At 58.4% G+C, this 16,300-nt stretch carries 16 protein-coding genes; 15 read left to right on the top strand and 1 reads right to left on the bottom strand.

Annotated elements, in window-relative coordinates; translation table 11 throughout:
• Positions 1-15: 15 nt before the first annotated feature.
• The 11 genes from HU725_RS15195 (at position 16) to HU725_RS15145 (ending at position 11,265) form a co-directional block, all read left to right on the top strand.
• The gene (locus HU725_RS15195) at positions 16-318 is read left to right on the top strand and encodes a phosphopantetheine-binding protein (RefSeq protein ID WP_186478577.1); all 303 of its coding nucleotides are present in this window, start codon (positions 16-18) and stop codon (positions 316-318) included.
• The gene (locus HU725_RS15190) at positions 315-767 is read left to right on the top strand and encodes a 3-hydroxyacyl-ACP dehydratase FabZ family protein (protein ID WP_186478576.1); all 453 of its coding nucleotides are present in this window, start codon (positions 315-317) and stop codon (positions 765-767) included. Before HU725_RS15195 ends, HU725_RS15190 begins: the two co-directional genes overlap by 4 nt.
• Positions 764-1,750, top strand: a complete 987-nt coding sequence (locus HU725_RS15185) for a beta-ketoacyl synthase N-terminal-like domain-containing protein (RefSeq protein ID WP_186478575.1) — start codon at positions 764-766, stop codon at positions 1,748-1,750. The genes HU725_RS15190 and HU725_RS15185 overlap by 4 nt, the downstream gene beginning before the upstream one ends.
• Positions 1,751-1,757: 7 nt before the next feature.
• Positions 1,758-2,750: a Rieske 2Fe-2S domain-containing protein gene (locus tag HU725_RS15180; RefSeq protein WP_186478574.1), complete on the top strand. Its 993-nt coding sequence runs from the start codon at positions 1,758-1,760 to the stop codon at positions 2,748-2,750.
• Between the two features lie 66 nt (positions 2,751-2,816).
• A complete protein-coding gene (locus HU725_RS15175) occupies positions 2,817-3,128 on the top strand; it encodes an isochorismate lyase (protein WP_186478573.1) in 312 nt (103 codons plus the stop codon).
• Positions 3,125-4,534 carry an isochorismate synthase gene (locus HU725_RS15170; protein ID WP_186478572.1) on the top strand — a complete coding sequence of 470 codons (1,410 nt, stop codon included), beginning with the start codon at positions 3,125-3,127 and terminating at the stop codon, positions 4,532-4,534. Before HU725_RS15175 ends, HU725_RS15170 begins: the two co-directional genes overlap by 4 nt.
• A 37-nt stretch (positions 4,535-4,571) precedes the next feature.
• Positions 4,572-5,414 (top strand): metal-dependent hydrolase, encoded by an 843-nt coding sequence (locus HU725_RS15165; RefSeq protein WP_186478571.1) that lies wholly within the window; start codon positions 4,572-4,574, stop codon positions 5,412-5,414.
• A 26-nt stretch (positions 5,415-5,440) separates the two neighbouring features.
• Positions 5,441-7,222, top strand: a complete 1,782-nt coding sequence (locus HU725_RS15160) for a non-ribosomal peptide synthetase (RefSeq protein WP_186478570.1) — start codon at positions 5,441-5,443, stop codon at positions 7,220-7,222.
• A 13-nt stretch (positions 7,223-7,235) separates the two neighbouring features.
• Positions 7,236-8,432 carry a beta-ketoacyl-[acyl-carrier-protein] synthase family protein gene (locus HU725_RS15155; RefSeq protein ID WP_186478569.1) on the top strand — a complete coding sequence of 399 codons (1,197 nt, stop codon included), beginning with the start codon at positions 7,236-7,238 and terminating at the stop codon, positions 8,430-8,432.
• On the top strand, positions 8,429-9,694 hold the full coding sequence (locus tag HU725_RS15150; protein WP_186478568.1) for a hypothetical protein: 1,266 nt from the start codon (positions 8,429-8,431) through the stop codon (positions 9,692-9,694). Before HU725_RS15155 ends, HU725_RS15150 begins: the two co-directional genes overlap by 4 nt.
• Positions 9,691-11,265: a (2,3-dihydroxybenzoyl)adenylate synthase gene (locus tag HU725_RS15145; protein WP_186478567.1), complete on the top strand. Its 1,575-nt coding sequence runs from the start codon at positions 9,691-9,693 to the stop codon at positions 11,263-11,265. Before HU725_RS15150 ends, HU725_RS15145 begins: the two co-directional genes overlap by 4 nt.
• A 60-nt stretch (positions 11,266-11,325) precedes the next feature.
• On the opposite strand, the gene gltA is transcribed toward HU725_RS15145, so the two are convergent.
• On the bottom strand, positions 11,326-12,615 hold the full coding sequence (gene gltA / locus HU725_RS15140; protein ID WP_186478566.1) for a citrate synthase: 1,290 nt from the start codon (positions 12,613-12,615) through the stop codon (positions 11,326-11,328).
• A 359-nt stretch (positions 12,616-12,974) separates the two neighbouring features.
• On the opposite strand from gltA, the gene sdhC reads away from it, so the two are divergent.
• The 4 genes from sdhC to HU725_RS15120 are packed head-to-tail and all read left to right on the top strand — an operon-like array spanning position 12,975 to position 16,202.
• A complete protein-coding gene (gene sdhC / locus HU725_RS15135) occupies positions 12,975-13,349 on the top strand; it encodes a succinate dehydrogenase, cytochrome b556 subunit (RefSeq protein WP_138220317.1) in 375 nt (124 codons plus the stop codon).
• Positions 13,343-13,711 carry a succinate dehydrogenase, hydrophobic membrane anchor protein gene (sdhD, locus tag HU725_RS15130; protein ID WP_186478565.1) on the top strand — a complete coding sequence of 123 codons (369 nt, stop codon included), beginning with the start codon at positions 13,343-13,345 and terminating at the stop codon, positions 13,709-13,711. Before sdhC ends, sdhD begins: the two co-directional genes overlap by 7 nt.
• Positions 13,712-13,714: 3 nt before the next feature.
• Positions 13,715-15,487 carry a succinate dehydrogenase flavoprotein subunit gene (gene sdhA / locus HU725_RS15125; RefSeq protein WP_060478583.1) on the top strand — a complete coding sequence of 591 codons (1,773 nt, stop codon included), beginning with the start codon at positions 13,715-13,717 and terminating at the stop codon, positions 15,485-15,487.
• Between the two features lie 10 nt (positions 15,488-15,497).
• Positions 15,498-16,202: a succinate dehydrogenase iron-sulfur subunit gene (locus tag HU725_RS15120; RefSeq protein ID WP_060478582.1), complete on the top strand. Its 705-nt coding sequence runs from the start codon at positions 15,498-15,500 to the stop codon at positions 16,200-16,202.
• Positions 16,203-16,300 lie beyond the last annotated feature (98 nt).

The raw sequence follows: 16,300 nt of genomic DNA, 5'->3' as shown, positions 1-16,300 counted from the left end.
ACAGGGAAGGAATATATGAGCGAATTGAGCCTGCAGGACGTGTATCAAACTGTGGAAAAAATCATCATGCAATATTGTGATGTCACAGACTTGGGCATTGATCGCATCGACGGAGAGCTGAGCCTGACCCAGGAGTTGGGTATCGATAGTGTCGATTTTCTGGACATCGTGTTCGAAATTGAAGATACGTATAAAATTCAATTCCCACTCGAAGCGTGGTCGGCGAGCGCGCCGAATGGTGAAAAGAATAACCACAAGATGAAAGATTTCGTTGCGGCCATTTATCAGGTTCTGCAGGGTGCGCCTGTCAGTGCATGAATATCGAAAAGAATCTGCTAATTGATGGCGTCGTCGCCATTGAACCCTGGCAGACCATCCAATGCATCAGTCAGGTACCGGAACAAGCCCCGGTATTTGATGGGCACTTTCCGGGGCGTCCTATATTACCGGGTGTATTGATGGTCGAATTGATGGCGCAGGCCGGAGGCTTTCTTTATATGTTGTCCTCGGACTTCGACAAGATGGCGTTTCTGGTCAATATCAAACAAGCCAAGTTCAATGGTTTCGTGGCACCCGGCGAGCAGCTCCAGGCGGATGTCCGTATCACCCATCGGGCCGACAGCTATTTGGTTTGCGAAGGTGTACTAAAGAGCACCGACGTGGTAGCGCGTGCGCAATGGATGTTGCGGTTGATGCCGTTCGACAACGACGTTCTACGCCAGGCGGTGCAGCATACCGTGCTGGACTGCCAAGGGAGGCACCGATGATCGAAACGGTCTATATCAAGGGCATAGGGATTGTTCACAGTGATGGCGCTTTCGCGCTGGGGGATGAGCAGCCATTGCCCAAGCCGTCGGCTGCGGCGGTGAGGGGTAAAGTTCCGCTACCTTCAGTTGCGCTGGATCGCTTCGTCACCAAGGTGCGAGACATAAACGCCATGGGTGCAGGTCAGAAAATGCTCGTCTGCGCAGCGGGCCTGGCGCTGGAAGAGGCCGGGCTGAGCGCCGAAAGTCGCGCTACTTGTGACCTCTACATGGCTGCCAAAATCGGTGAGCGCAATGACGCTGTCGACAACTCTATTTTCGCTGCGGCCGCCGCGGGAACGCTCGATATCAACCAGGAGCTTGCTCGCCTCAGGCCTACTCATTTCCTAGCAGAGTTGCCCAACCTGTATGCCGCCAACATCGCGATCCTGCTAGGACTCAAGGGCGAGAGCCTCTCATTCGTGGGGGAAGCTGCGGCCTCTGTACAGGCGTTCATCCATGCACTGGAGAAACTGGGAGCCGGGCGCACGTCACGGGTTCTTGCTGGGGGCGTCTTCAATGGCGATCAGCGCATTCATGACGAGTACTTGGCAGGGCCGGATAGCGATCGGCTTGGGGTCTTCGGCACCGCAGCCAGCTGCATGCTGCTTGATACCGAACCCTCTTCAGCACTAGCGAGCTTGCGCCGTGGTGGTCCGGTGACTCAGGCGCAGGTGAGGGATCGCTTGCAAGAGTGTGAAGCCACGCTTGTCGCGGTGCATGGCTTTGCTGCGGGACAGGGTTGGCTGGCAGCGTTAAATCTTCCGGTGCCAGTGTTGGATGTGCAGCAGATGATGGGGCAACTGCATGAAGCTACCTTACCGGCTCAGATCTATCTCGCTGCACAGGCGCTGCGGCGTCAGGCTGCCGGTGGACATAGGCGAGCATTGCTGCTGACGCAGATTGCCCGTGACCGTTACGAATCCTTCGTGCTGGATGTCTTCTGAGGCGCAGATGAACACACAAGTTGAGTATTCAAAGACTGACCTGCAAGCGGGCAGGGCCGGTGCGCGTTTTCCGTTCAGCGCTTCACCCAGGGGCTGGTATGCGGTTGCCTGGGTTGAAGACCTGGCGTTGGCGTCAGTCAGACCGGCCCGGCTGTGTGACCGCGACATCGTGGTGGTCCGCACCGAATCCGGCGAAGTTGCCGTGTACGACGCGCACTGCCCGCACCTGGGGGCGCATCTTGGTTACGGCGGGATTGTCGAAGGCGAGCATCTGCGTTGCCCGTTTCACGGCTGGGAGTACGACGGCCATGGGCGATGCAGCAAGATTCCGTTTGTTGACACGCCGATGAAAGTCGGTTTGCGCCAATGGCCTACGGTAGTACGGGGCGGCATGTTGCAAGCCTGGCATGATCCAAATGATCAGCCTGCGCTGTGGACACCCGTGGAAATTGAGCAGGACGGATGGACTGCTCCAATTCATCGTGAGGATTGTTACTGGAATCTGCGGGCGCATGTCCAAGACATCGCGGAAAATGGTATCGATGTCGCGCATTTCACAACTGTGCATGGAGCACAAGCTGTCGGTGATTTGCTTGATCTGCGCTATGAGGGCGCGCATGCGAGCTGGACATCTCTCAGTGTCAGCGACCTGGGCGGCAAGCCTTCAATCGCCAAGGCCAGCGTAGTGCTCAACGCGTTGGGCCTTCATCAGGTTCAGGTGGTCATCGATCAAGACAAGCTGCAGTTTCGCAGCTTCCTGTATGTCACACCGGTGGCAGAAGGGCGTATTGACATCCGCATGACGGTTTCCGTCAAGTCGAGCGGTGATCGGCGCAAGGACCGCATGCTGCTGAGCTACCTCCTGCCGCGGCTGACCGGTGAGTTGGCCAAGGACTTCGCCATATGGGAAAACAAGATCTATATCGAACGCCCACCACTGAGTCGCGTGGATGGGCCCATACGTCATTTTCGTCAGTGGGCCAGCGCGTTCTACCGGTAAGAGTTTGAGCAGCGTCTCTATTAGCCCGCCCCTACTGACGGGTCGTCATCAAGGAAGATTGAATCAATGAAAGCACCAAACGAGGTCACAGGCCTCAACGACGTCCGCGAAGCCATCGACCATCTCGACCAGCGGATCATCGAGTGCATGGGGATGCGCATGCTGTACGTCAAGTCCGCGGCACAGTTCAAACCCAGCCTGCAGAGCATACCCGCGCCGGAACGCGTAGCGCGCATGTTACCCCAGCGTAGGGAGTGGGCTTGCCAGGCTGGGCTGGATGCCGATTACATAGAGAAGCTGTTCGCCGGCATCATCGACTGGTACATAGCCCAGCAGATGGATTATTGGTCTATCCAACAACAGGGTACTGCGCCATGAGCCGTCCAGAGCCTGGGCAATGGATGCGCTGGTGGGCGATGCTCGAGCAGGGGCGCTGCCGCGCAGTCCGGGAGGGGGGAGAGGTGCTGGTGTGCCTGGCCTTACCATGTGAGCCGTTCGACGCTCTGGCGCAGGTAGCTAATATAGAATCGCTGGGTTTGCCCTATGCGTTGTTTGAGTCCCGCGAGCCAGACCGCGTGCTGCTCGGTATAGGTCAAGGTCGCGAATTGCTGGACGAAGGTGCATCGTCATTGTCCGGAATATCGAGGCGCTGGCGACAATGGTTGGCTAGCGCCGTCCAAGAAGGGCCGTCAGGTCCGTTGCTGATGGGTGGCGCGCGGTTTGACAGTGGGGGAGCTCAACAGCCGCACTGGCGTGATTTTCCTGATGCCGTAATGACGTTGTATCCGCTCCAGTGGCTGCAGAACTCCGTGGGCAGTTACCTGTTGCTGCAGGCCCAGGTGCGGGCCGACAGTGATCTGCCTGCCTTACTCGATGAGCAACGCCGACTGCTCGATTTCGTGGATCAGGATGTCGACCGGAGCGAGTTCGTGATCGAGGCCATGGGTGATGACCAGTCTTCGGTATCGCGCGAGCAGTGGCAGAGTACGGTCGCTAAGGCCGTCAAGTGCATTCGCCAGGGTGAGATGCACAAAGTCGTGTTGGCCCGGCACTTGCTGCGCCAGCATGTTGCTCCGATTGGGGTGATTCCATTACTCAAACGTCTGCGCCGGCACAATCCCGGCGCGCACTTATTCGCCATTCGCCGTGGCAAGAGCTGTTTCCTCGGTGCTACCCCGGAGCGCTTGGCGCATCTGCAAAATGGTCTGGTCAGCACCCACGCCTTGGCCGGCACCGTAGCGCGAGGCGGCGATGAGGCGAATGATCACAGCCTGGGCCAAGCGCTGCTGGCATCGGTAAAGGAGCGTCAGGAGCATGACCTGGTGGTGCGCTTCATTCGACAGGGGCTCGAGCGTCTGGGTGCGACGGTGCAGGCGGCGGCGGTACCCGAGCTTCGCAGGCTGCCGACTTTGCAACATCTGTCTACTCCGATCCAGGCAAAAATCGGAGCGAAGATTGGTGTGCTGGATGTCATTGAGCAGTTGCATCCGACACCCGCCGTGGCTGGTTCATCGCTTGAGCAGGCGCTTACATTCATTCGCCGACATGAGGGCATGGATCGTGGCTGGTATGCCGGGCCGCTCGGCTGGATGAATGAGTGCGCCGAGGGTGACTTCGTCGTGGCGTTGCGCTCGATGCTGGTGCAAGGCACGCGCACCTACCTGTTCGCCGGTTGTGGCGTGGTAGCTGACTCGGTGCCAGAGCTCGAGTACCAGGAAACCTGCCTTAAGCTCTCGGGCATGTTCAATGCCTTGCGAGCCGAGTCTAAAGTGGCCACGGTCTGAACGCCGTTGCGAGCCCTGTGTTTGGAGGCCATCTTTTATGAACACAGCTAATCCAATGCTCCCTGTGGCGAGCGCCATGGTGGTGCGCCGCTATCCTTTCGATCTTCAGACGACGCTTGGCGAAGACTGGTTTGGTGGCGATCGTTTGCGCACGATCATCGCCAATGCTTTGTCGATCCCGCTGCCCAGCGGCGAGCGTATGTTCATTCGGGCACTGCGTCAGTATTTTGAGGCGATCGAAGATCCGCAACTGCGTGAGGAGGTCAAAATCTTCTTCAAGCAGGAGTCCAGCCACACTCAGGAACACGTGAAGTACAACCGCTGGGTTTGCCAGCATCGCGGCTATGACCTGGCTCAGGTGGAAGCACCCTACAAAGATCATAACGAGTACCTTTGTGATTTCGCCGAGCCGCGCCTTCTATTGGCCACTACAGTGTGCATGGAGCACCTTACGGCGATCGTCTCGCATCTGCTTATCAGTGAGCCAGGCTGGTTGTCCGAGGCAAAACCGGCGGTGCGTGATTTCTGGCTATGGCACTCGGTGGAGGAAATCGAGCACAAGGCCGTCGCCTTCGATGTATATCGCCAGCTCGTCGGCGATAAGAGCTATCTCGACGAGATCATGCGTCGCACGGTGATCCAGCTCGCGCAGAATCTTCGCTTCACGGTCTGCCAGATGTTTCTGATGGAGGGCGGGCGGCCCCGCGATGCCCGCAAGTGGCTCGACACTAGCCCGTTCCTGCAAGGGGAGTGTGGCTTATTGGCGGCGATTAACGCCCATATAGAAGACTTCTACCGTGCCGATTTCCACCCTTGGGACCACGATAACCGTCACCTGATTGACCTGGTTTCCGTTCATTTGAATCAAGCGTTCGCTTGATGCCGGAGCATACAAGGGAAGTACCCATGAGCAATGATTATGAGGCTGGTCGCGACTTGTCAGATTATCTGCGTACCCAAGCCAGGCGTACGCCGCTTGCCCTGGCGCTGGTCAGTGCGTGCTGGCGCCTTACTTACAACGACCTGGATACACGTGTGGAGCGGCTGGCGGCCGAATTGGTAGCTATCCTCGGCAGCGGCCCGCGCTGCGTTGGTGTACAGGTGAACGACCGCGGGCTGGGCGTAGTGGGCATGCTTGCCGTGCTTCGCGCCGGCATGGTCTACATCCCGCTGGATACATCGCTGCCTTGGGCCAGGCGTGCCTTTATGATCGAGGACAGCCAGATGGCCTGCGTACTGATTGACGCCGATGCCGATGCGGCCTTGCTGGCATCGGGCGTTCGGCGCTTCTGGCGCATTGACAGAACATCGACGGCGCCGTTCGACCCTTGCCCATCTCCGCACTTCGATGCTCATGCGCCAGCTTACCTTCTGTATACCTCGGGTTCGACCGGGCAGCCAAAGGGTGTGGAAATGACACGCCGAGCGCTGGTGAATTTAATCGATTACCAGCTCGAAAGCGCAGGCGCCTTCGCGCAGCCGCTGAAAACCCTGCTGTTTGCTTCGGTGGGTTTCGATGTGTCGGTTCAAGAGGTTTTGAGCGCGGTGGTGAGCGGCAGTGAGATGCACCTTGTAGATGCCGATGTGCGCCAGGATCTCTCACGGTTGTATCGGTTCCTGGGTGACAACGGTGTGCAGCGTTGTTTCCTGCCTTACTCGGTGCTGCAGACGCTTGCGATCGAACACGAGCGTCAGCGCGGTGAGACACTTTGCCTGCGCCAGGTGGTATCAGCAGGGGAGGCATTGCAACTGACGCCGCAGATCATTAGCTGGTTGCAGGCCTGTGGCTGTGTGCTGGTCAACCACTACGGCCCAACTGAAACTCATGTCGTGACCAGCTACACCAGCGAGCGTCCCCTCAGCGAATGGCCTGTGCGGGTGCCCATCGGCCTGCCGATTGCTAACGTGCGCGCGTTCATCCTCGACGAACAGCTGCGGCCAGTGGCTGACGGTGAAGAAGGGGAGTTGTGCCTTGCCGGGCCCTGTCTGGCCAACGGATATTTCCAGCGCGATGAGGAAACCGCCAAGCGTTTTCCTACATGGTGCTCGCCACAAGGCGAATCGTTGCGTCTGTATCGAACCGGGGACCGGGTAGTGCGAGGGGAGGAGGGCTTGTTGCGCTATCACGGGCGCTTAGACACCCAGGTGAAACTCAATGGACATCGTGTCGAGCTGGCCGAAATCGAAGCCTGTCTGAAAAAAGACCCGGCCGTGCGCGAAGCCATCGTGCTGGCGCACGCGCTGAGCGAGAACGTGGATGGACGCATGCTGGTGGCGTTCCTGTTGTATCAGGACTCGACAGAAGGGCAGCAGGCGGCCCTTGAGCGCCTGGCGCCTTGGGTTGAGCAGTTGCCTGCGTTCATGCGGCCGCAGCGGGCGTATGTGCTCGAACGCTTGCCATTGACTACCAATGGCAAAGTTGATCAGCGCGCGCTGGCAGCTATGGTCGAAGCGTCTGCTGGTGTGGTAGCGCAGCTGTCCGATGCTCAGGCCAGGGTCGCGGCAATTTTCTCTCGCTTGCTCAAGGTGAGCGTAACTGGGCCCCATATGAACTTTTTTGAAAGCGGCGGTAACTCGTTGCTGGCCACACGCTTCGTCCAGTTGGTCGAGCGTGAGCTGGGTGTTCAGCTGGACATGAGCGTGTTTCTACAGCAACCGACCATCGCACGGGTCGCCCACTTCCTTTGATGCCGAGGCACAGATGCAAAAGCAACATGTCGTTGTAACTGGGTTGGGCTTGAGTACGTCTCTAGGCCAGGGCGTCGAATCCAACTGGCAGGCCCTTCAAGCTGGAAGCTCCAACTTCAAAGCTTCGGCGCGGCTCGCGCCTGGCGCTATCCGCACCCGTTTCGCCGCCGTAGACGAGCGTTTTGAGTCGCAGCGTAACCCGCGTGTGGTCATTGAAACGTACCTGCGAGAAGTCATCGCCGAGGCGACTGCTGTGTGCCCGGCCGCGAGCTACGATCGCCTTTATTACAGTGTGCCCAGCGGCATGTATTACTGGTATGAACGCCTGCGAGATGCCACCCAGGTGCGCGCCGACAATGCGTTTTTCGCCTTTTCCTCGGAGGAGGCACTGGGTAGCGAGCTGGTCAGCACATACAGTCTGGGGGAATACCCCACCGTCGTAGCAACAGCCTGTGCTTCTTCGGCGTCTGCCCTACAGCTGGGCTACGAGGCGATTGCCAACGGACTGGCGGAACGTGTGATCGTGGCAGCATCGGATAGCTCCATCTATGACGAAACCGTCAGCAAGTTCAACAATCTGTCTGCCCTTTCGACTCGCAATGACTCGCCGCATACCGCCTGTCGACCTTTCAGCGCGGATCGTGACGGGTTTGTGATCGGCGAGGCTGGGGCATGCTTGGTCTTGGAAAGCGTTGCCAGTGCCAAAGCCAGGGGCGCGAGGGTGTTGGCTCGGTTCAGCGGCTGCGCGAGTACTACCGACAACTTCCACCGTACCAAGGGGGATCCCAATGGCGCTGGCATGCGTGACTGCATGCGCCTGGCGGTGGAGTCAGCACGATTGCAACCTGGCCAAGTGGACTGCGTGAATGCCCACGGCACGAGTACGCCTGAAAATGACCGGATGGAAGCACAGGTGATCGCCGAACTGTTCCCACACCAGCCGTGGGTTACCTCTGTCAAATCTATGCTGGGCCACACCGTGCACGCCGCCGGGGCGGTGGAAGCTGTGGTGTCGGTGCTCAGCTTGATGCATCAGGTGGTGACCCCGACTTTGAACTACGACGGCAGTCTGGATAACCAGAATATCCGAATTGCCTCCCAGTGCCACCAGGGAGTGGGGCTTAATCATGTGTTGTCGAACTCGTTCGGATTTGGCGGCCAGAACGTAGCGCTGGTATTTTCCGCGCCTGAGCAAGGGTGTAGCCAATGAGCCTGGAGCTGATTAATGTCCGTGGCAAGCGCTGCCTGCCCTCTTGGCCTCTGAGTGGAATCGACAAGATGGTCGAATCCTGGGCGGACTACCTGCTAGTGTATGACTACCCGCTGGATGTGCAGGCGTTTGCCACGCACTTGGCCTCAGCGCTTGATGTGAATCCGTACTTCGCCGGTCGCAAGCAAACTACGCCGCAAGGGCTGGTTGCTACCGGTGACAACCAGGGGGTGCGCCTGGAAATTAGCCGGCACACGCTGCGCCTGCCGCTAACCGTGTTGCAAGGGGATTACCGCGGGTTGGACCCCTTTTGCGACAGGACATGGCGCGAACGGCATCGCTTGTCCAGAACCAGCCTTAGTCAGCCTTTGTTGCAGATCCGCCTGAGCCTGTTCGAAGATGCCACAGTAGTAGGCTTTAGCGTCTGGCACGGATTGAGCGACGGTACAACATTCTTCGAGTTTCTGGCTTGCATAGCCCAATTTGCAACCGCTCGAAGCGAACAGATCGATGCACCGGATTTTACTCCATTGGATGCCGTAGCCGGGCCTATGCCTGGGCATGCGCTGGTGGATCGCTGGCAGCGCCCGGCGCACGAGCAGGTTCTGGCCCGCTTTGCTGAAGCGGCTTTCACCCTGACCAAAGAAAATATCGAGCGGTTGCTTGGAGGCTGTGATTACCATGGGTTCATGCGTGATGACTTGCTGATAAGTTGCATCTGGCGCCTCATCATTACCACCGACATCATGCCGGATCAGCAGGACGTAGTTCTCTATCCAGTCTATGATGCGCGCCTGTTGATGGGCGTAAGCGCGGGCAGGATGGGTAATCTGCTGTGTTACCCAACCGTTAAGGTCAGAGCTATGCTGCTGCGCGAGATGAGCTTGCCGGCAATTGCGGGGCTTGTGCGCCAAGCGGTGGGTGAGCGTGTGATGGACTGTGAAACCTTGCACGCCGAACTGCAAGCCATTTGCGCGGTGGCCGACGGCGCAGAGAAGGGTCGATATCTTCTGTCTCCCTTGTATGAAAGTTTCTTCGGCAACGGGGTCCTGTTTAACAATCTCACCGGCATGCCTTGTCAGCGTTTTGACCTCGGGGCGGGTGGGCCTGTGCATGTCGATTCTCCTCTGCATGATCCGATGCGTTTCGTGCAATTCTTTCCATGTCTCTCTGGTGCCGGGCTGATGACCGTGAAGGTCAATCTCGAGCTGGAGCATCTGCAGCGGTTTAAGGCGGCGTTTCTCAAGGAGCTTCATGTATGAAAGCGCATATCGATCCGACCTCCTTTGAGCGATACCTGGAAAGCGGCGCGCTGCAGTCGAGCACCTTGCTCGATTGCTTGGGAAAATGGGCGGTGCAGTATGGCGAGCGAACGGCGCTCCAAGACGACTGCGAGCGGTTGACCTACCGCCAGCTAGACCAGCGCTCCACGGCGCTGGCGAGCCTGCTAAAAGCTCGGGGGCTGGTCGCCGACGATAAGGTGATCCTGCAGCTGCCAAACAGCTGCGGTTTCTGCGTCGCGCTTTTTGCAGTGATGAAATTGGGAGGTGTGGCAATACTGGCGCTACCTGGGCACCGGCAGTATGAATTGCTGGGGTTACAAGAGGCTGCGCGGGCCACGATGTACATCACTTGCAGTGAGTTGGCAGGTTTTCGCTATGAGGTGCTGGCGCAGGCGCTGGTCGGACAAGGTATGGCGCCAACTGGCGTCATCTATCTGGATACGCTTGAGGAGGCGACCTGGCAAGCGCCTGTCACCTTGGCGGCGCATTCAGCTGCGCCGGACGATGTGGCTTTCCTGCTCTTATCCGGTGGCACGACCCAAGTACCCAAGCTGATTCCTCGCACCCATGCCGACTACACCTATAACGTCACCGCCATGGCTGAGGCGTGTGGCTTGAATGCGCAAACGCGCTACCTGTGCGTAGTGCCGGTTGCTCATAATTTTGCTTTGGGCTGCCCGGGCGTTCTCGGCGTGCTGTCGGTGGGAGGCTTTGTTCACATGCTGCCCCAGCCGGATATCATGCGTTTATGTGAACTGCTGATTGAGCAACGCATCACCGTCACATCGCTGGTGCCGTCGATTGCCGAGATTATGATTGAGTACCTAGAGCTCGATGACTTGTCGTTCGACGCTCTAGAGCTGGTGCAGGTGGGAGCGGCCCGTTTTTCCAAAGAGTCAGCACGACGTCTCAAGGCCTTGCTCGGTTGTGAACTTCAGCATATCTATGGCATGGCCGAAGGCTTGCTCTGCTTCAATCGTGCCGAGGACTCGGAAGATTCGAAAGTGAATACCCAGGGGCGCCCATTATCGGTGTTCGATGAAATTCGCGTCGTCGGGGAGGGCGGGCAGCAGGTTGCGCTTGGCGAAGCCGGCGAACTTCATGTGCGCGGCCCCTACACCATTCGCGGTTATCATGCGAGGCCAGAAATCAATGCGGCGGCATTCGATGACGAGGGTTTCTACCGTACTGGCGATATAGTGCGTGTCGACCAGGCTGGCAATGTCACGGTGGTTGGACGAGCCAAGGAGCAGATTAACCGGGCTGGCGAAAAGTACTCGCCGTCGGACATGGAAAAACTGATGCTCGACTGGTCACGAGTGGGTGAATGCGCAGTGGTTGGGATAGAGGATCGTACGCTGGGTGAGCGGGTGGTTTACTTCATCCGACCTATTGGCCCCGGACCATCGCGGCGCGATGTTTGCGACTATCTAAAAGGGTTGGGGCTTGCTGACTTCAAGTACCCCGATGAAGTCGTATTGATGGACCAACTGCCGCTGACCGCCGTAGGTAAGATTGATAAGAAACGTTTGTTGCTCGAATACCCCTGACAGTGAGTCGACATGAAAACAGGCTGCCGATAAGCAGCCTGTTTTTTCTGAAAGGCCGCTTTAATCGCGGTCTTTGAGATCGACGATGTCGCGTTGCAGTTCGCCGGTGTACAGCTGGCGAGGGCGGCCGATCTTGTACGGGCTGGAGAGCATTTCTTTCCAGTGCGAGATCCAGCCGACGGTGCGTGCCAGGGCGAAGATCACGGTGAACATGCTGGTTGGAATGCCGATCGCTTTGAGGATGATGCCCGAATAGAAGTCGACGTTCGGGTACAGCGAGCGCTCGATGAAGTAAGGATCGGTCAGGGCGATCTCTTCCAGGCGCATGGCCAGCTCAAGCTGCGGATCGTTCTTGATGCCCAGCTCGCCCAGCACTTCGTCGCAGGTCTGCTTCATCACGGTGGCGCGTGGGTCGCGGTTTTTGTACACGCGGTGACCGAAGCCCATGAGCTTGAACGGGTCGTTCTTGTCTTTGGCCTTGGCGATGTAGGTGTCGATGTTCGAAACATCGCCAATTTCATCGAGCATGGTCAGTACCGCTTCGTTCGCACCACCGTGGGCCGGGCCCCACAGAGCGGCGATGCCAGCGGCGATACAGGCGAACGGGTTGGCACCCGAGGAGCCAGCTAAGCGTACGGTGGAGGTGGAGGCGTTCTGCTCGTGGTCGGCATGGAGAATGAAGATGCGATCCATGGCCTTGGCCAACACTGGGCTGATCGGTTTGATCTCGCACGGGGTGTTGAACATCATGTGCAGGAAGTTTTCCGCGTACGACAGGTCGTTGCGCGGATACATCATCGGCTGGCCCATGGAGTACTTGTAAACCATCGCAGCCAGGGTCGGCATCTTGGCGACCAGGCGCACCGCAGAAATTTCGCGGTGTTGCGGATTATTGATGTCCAGGGAGTCGTGATAGAACGCCGACAGGGCGCCGACTACGCCGCACATTACCGCCATCGGGTGAGCATCGCGGCGGAAACCGTTGAAGAACGATTTCAGCTGCTCGTGAACCATGGTGTGGTTTTTTACGGTGCTGACGAACTGGGCCTTCTGCTCGGCATTCGGCAGTTCGCCGTTGAGCAGCAGGTAGCAGGTTTCCAGGTAGTCGGATTTCTCGGCGAGCTGTTCGATCGGGTAGCCGCGGTGCAGCAGCACGCCTTTGTCGCCGTCGATGTAGGTGATCTTCGACTCGCACGAGGCGGTCGCCATGAAACCTGGGTCGAAGGTGAAGTGACCAGTGGCCCCCAACCCGCGGACGTCGATTACATCAGGACCAACGGTGCCGGTTAAAATGGGCAGCTCGACGGGGGCAGCGCCCTCGATGACCAACTGCGCTTTTTTGTCAGCCATGTGGCCTCCTATTAATGCTTGAAATCATCAGACAGCCCCCCACGCAGGGCCCGCACCACTATAGAGAAGTAAATTCGAATGTCAATTTGCCTAAAGGCTGGTTGAAACGGCCCTCAACGCCTGATTTTTCAAGAATTTCTCGCCCATTTACGCCTTTTGCTCGCTAAAGGCAATCCGCTATTTGGGCTACCCCGTCACGTTGTCATAAGCAGCCTAACTGTCTATACTCGGCACCCGACTCCCTGGGCTTGCAAGCCTGAACCAGGGGGGTCGCCGTTCCCTGGGTGGTGGGTACCTGACCAGTACACTTACCAACAACCTTGCCCTGTTCGCTAGGGCTCTTCAGTGTGAAAAAAGCCGTGAAAAGCCAACGACCTGTAAACCTAGACCTAAGGACCATCAAAGTCCCTATCACCGCTGTTACGTCATTTCTTCACCGCGTCTCCGGCATTATCGTTTTCCTTGGCCTGGGCATCATGCTGTTTGCATTGAGCAAGTCGCTGGGCTCAGAGGAAGGATTTGCTGATGTGAAGGATTACCTGACCAGCCCGCTGGCCAAGTTCGTAGCATGGGGCCTCCTGTCTGCCTTGCTGTATCACATGATCGCAGGTGTACGTCACTTGATCATGGATATGGGGGTCGGTGAAACGCTCGAGGGCGGCCGACTGGGCTCGAAAATCATCGTCGCCCTGTCCCTGGTGGCTTTCGTACTGGCAGGAGTCTGGATATGGTAACTAACGTCACAAATTTTTCCCGCTCGGGTCTTTATGACTGGATGGCGCAGCGCGTATCCGCTGTAGTGCTCGCGGCTTATTTCATCTTTCTGATCGGCTACCTGGCAATGCATCCGGGCCTTGATTACGCCCAGTGGCATGCTTTGTTCTCCAATAATCTGATGCGTGTCTTCAGTCTGCTTGCCTTCGTTGCTCTGGGTGCTCACGCCTGGGTCGGCATGTGGACCGTCACCACTGACTACCTGACGCCCATGGCGATCGGCAAGTCAGCGACGGCGGTACGTTTCCTGTTCCAGGCGGTATGCGGCGTTGCGATGTTCGCTTACTTCGTCTGGGGTGTGCAGATTCTTTGGGGTATCTGATCCATGGCTAGCATTCCAACCATTTCTTTCGACGCCATCATCATCGGTGGCGGCGGTGCCGGCATGCGCGCAGCGCTGCAGCTGGCTCAGGGCGGTCACAAGACTGCCGTAGTCACCAAGGTCTTCCCGACCCGTTCGCACACTGTATCCGCCCAGGGCGGCATCACCTGCGCCATCGCCTCGGCCGACCCGAACGACGACTGGCGCTGGCACATGTACGATACCGTCAAGGGTTCCGACTACATCGGTGATCAGGACGCTATCGAATACATGTGTCAGGAAGGCCCTGCTGCGGTCTTCGAGCTGGACCACATGGGTCTGCCGTTCTCGCGTACCGAAACCGGCCGTATCTACCAGCGTCCGTTCGGTGGTCAGTCCAAGGACTTCGGTAAAGGTGGCCAGGCCGCCCGTACTTGTGCTGCGTCCGACCGTACCGGCCATGCGCTGCTGCACACCCTGTATCAAGGCAACCTGAAGGCAGGCACCACCTTCCTCAACGAGTACTACGCCGTTGATCTGGTGAAGAACAAGGAAGGCGCGTTCGTCGGTGTGATTGCGATCTGCATCGAAACCGGCGAAACCATGTACATCAAGTCCAAGGCCACCGTTCTGGCGACTGGCGGTGCCGGTCGCATCTACGCCTCCACCACCAACGCCCTGATCAACACCGGTGACGGTATCGGTATGGCCCTGCGTGCCGGTGTGCCGGTGCAGGACATCGAAATGTGGCAGTTCCACCCGACCGGCATTGCCGGCGCCGGTGTATTGGTCACCGAGGGTTGCCGCGGTGAGGGTGGTTACCTGATCAACGCCCACGGCGAGCGCTTCATGGAGCGTTACGCGCCGAACGCCAAAGACCTGGCCGGCCGCGACGTGGTCGCCCGCTCCATGGTCAAGGAAATCATCGCCGGCAACGGCGTGGGCCCGAACAAGGACCACGTACTGCTGAAGCTGGATCACCTGGGCGAAGAAGTGCTGCACAGCCGTCTGCCAGGTATCTGCGAACTGTCCAAGACCTTCGCCCACGTCGACCCTGTGGTCGCGCCGGTGCCGGTCGTTCCGACCTGCCACTACATGATGGGCGGCGTTGCCACCAACATTCATGGCCAGGCCATCACCATGGACGAAGAAGGCAAGGATCACATCATTCCTGGCCTGTTCGCCGTAGGTGAAGTTGCTTGTGTATCGGTTCACGGTGCCAACCGCCTGGGCGGCAACTCGCTGCTCGACCTGGTAGTGTTCGGCCGTGCTGCCGGCCTGCACCTGGAGAAGGCGCTGAGCGACGGTATCGAGCACCTGGACGCCAGCGACACCGACATCGATGTCGCTCTGAGTCGCCTGAACAAGCTCAACGAGCGCAACACTGGCGAAGACGTTGCCAGCCTCAAGCGCGAGCTGCAAAGCTGCATGCAGAACTACTTCGGTGTGTTCCGTACCGGCGAATACATGCTCAAGGGTATCGAGCAGTTGGCCGGCCTGCGCGAGCGCATCGCCAACGTCAAGATCAACGACAAGTCCCAGGCCTTCAACACCGCGCGTATCGAAGCGCTGGAGTTGCAGAACCTGCTGGAAGTCGCCGAAGCTACCGCCATTGCGGCCGAAGCCCGTAAAGAGTCCCGCGGCGCGCACGCCCGTGAAGACTTCGAAGACCGTGATGACGAGAACTGGCTGTGCCACACCCTCTACTACCCGGGTGAGAAGCGCGTAGCCAAGCGTGGCGTCAACTTTGCGCCGAAGACTGTTCCAGCCTTCGAACCAAAAGTCCGGACTTACTGAGGTGGCTGCTATGTTGAAAGTCGAAGTTTATCGTTACAACCCGGATACCGACTCGGCGCCCAAGATGGAGTCGTTCGACGTCGACACCGGCGGAAAGGACCTGATGGTCCTGGACGTGCTGGCGCTGATCAAGGAGAAGGACGAGGGTTTCTCGTACCGTCGCTCCTGCCGTGAGGGCGTTTGCGGTTCCGATGGCATGAACATGAACGGCAAGAACGGCCTGGCTTGCATCACGCCTCTGTCGGGTGTGGTCAAGGGCAACAAGCTGGTGCTGCGTCCGCTGCCAGGCCTGCCGGTCATTCGTGACCTGGTGGTCGACATGAGCATCTTCTACAAGCAGTACGAGAAGGTGAAACCGTTCCTGCAAAACGACACTCCAGCCCCGGCTATCGAGCGTCTGCAGTCGCCGGAAGATCGCGAAAAACTGGACGGTCTGTACGAGTGCATTCTGTGCGCTTGCTGCTCGACCTCCTGCCCGTCGTTCTGGTGGAACCCGGACAAGTTCCTGGGCCCGGCCGCGCTGCTGCAGGCTTATCGCTTCCTGGCCGACAGCCGTGATACCAAGACTCAGGAGCGCCTGGCGTCCCTGGATGACCCGTTCAGCGTATTCCGCTGCCGCGGGATCATGAACTGCGTCAACGTTTGCCCGAAGGGTCTGAACCCAACCAAGGCAATCGGCCACGTACGTAACATGCTGCTGCAAAGCGGCACCTGATTCAAAGCGTTGTAACTGCAGTATGCCGAGGTGCGGGTGGTGAGCCCGCACTGAGGTAAAACCTGAGCAAGGGCTCACGAAGCTCGCGCTCGATACCT

Origin of the sequence: Pseudomonas promysalinigenes (assembly GCF_014269025.2) — a bacterium.
Taxonomy (GTDB): domain Bacteria; phylum Pseudomonadota; class Gammaproteobacteria; order Pseudomonadales; family Pseudomonadaceae; genus Aquipseudomonas; species Aquipseudomonas promysalinigenes.
This window is presented reverse-complemented; position numbering and strand designations above follow the sequence as displayed.

What these genes read in the sequence shown, in the direction of transcription:
- HU725_RS15120 (WP_060478582.1), top strand. Translation starts at nt 15,498, where the DNA reads ATGTTGAAAGTCGAAGTTTATCGTTACAACCCGGATACCGACTCGGCG.
- HU725_RS15155 (WP_186478569.1), top strand. Translation starts at nt 7,236, where the DNA reads ATGCAAAAGCAACATGTCGTTGTAACTGGGTTGGGCTTGAGTACGTCT.
- sdhA (WP_060478583.1), top strand. Translation starts at nt 13,715, where the DNA reads ATGGCTAGCATTCCAACCATTTCTTTCGACGCCATCATCATCGGTGGC.
- HU725_RS15175 (WP_186478573.1), top strand. Translation starts at nt 2,817, where the DNA reads ATGAAAGCACCAAACGAGGTCACAGGCCTCAACGACGTCCGCGAAGCC.
- gltA (WP_186478566.1), bottom strand. Translation starts at nt 12,615, where the DNA reads ATGGCTGACAAAAAAGCGCAGTTGGTCATCGAGGGCGCTGCCCCCGTC.
- HU725_RS15160 (WP_186478570.1), top strand. Translation starts at nt 5,441, where the DNA reads ATGAGCAATGATTATGAGGCTGGTCGCGACTTGTCAGATTATCTGCGT.
- sdhD (WP_186478565.1), top strand. Translation starts at nt 13,343, where the DNA reads ATGGTAACTAACGTCACAAATTTTTCCCGCTCGGGTCTTTATGACTGG.
- HU725_RS15185 (WP_186478575.1), top strand. Translation starts at nt 764, where the DNA reads ATGATCGAAACGGTCTATATCAAGGGCATAGGGATTGTTCACAGTGAT.
- HU725_RS15190 (WP_186478576.1), top strand. Translation starts at nt 315, where the DNA reads ATGAATATCGAAAAGAATCTGCTAATTGATGGCGTCGTCGCCATTGAA.
- HU725_RS15145 (WP_186478567.1), top strand. Translation starts at nt 9,691, where the DNA reads ATGAAAGCGCATATCGATCCGACCTCCTTTGAGCGATACCTGGAAAGC.
- HU725_RS15195 (WP_186478577.1), top strand. Translation starts at nt 16, where the DNA reads ATGAGCGAATTGAGCCTGCAGGACGTGTATCAAACTGTGGAAAAAATC.
- HU725_RS15165 (WP_186478571.1), top strand. Translation starts at nt 4,572, where the DNA reads ATGAACACAGCTAATCCAATGCTCCCTGTGGCGAGCGCCATGGTGGTG.
- HU725_RS15170 (WP_186478572.1), top strand. Translation starts at nt 3,125, where the DNA reads ATGAGCCGTCCAGAGCCTGGGCAATGGATGCGCTGGTGGGCGATGCTC.
- HU725_RS15180 (WP_186478574.1), top strand. Translation starts at nt 1,758, where the DNA reads ATGAACACACAAGTTGAGTATTCAAAGACTGACCTGCAAGCGGGCAGG.
- HU725_RS15150 (WP_186478568.1), top strand. Translation starts at nt 8,429, where the DNA reads ATGAGCCTGGAGCTGATTAATGTCCGTGGCAAGCGCTGCCTGCCCTCT.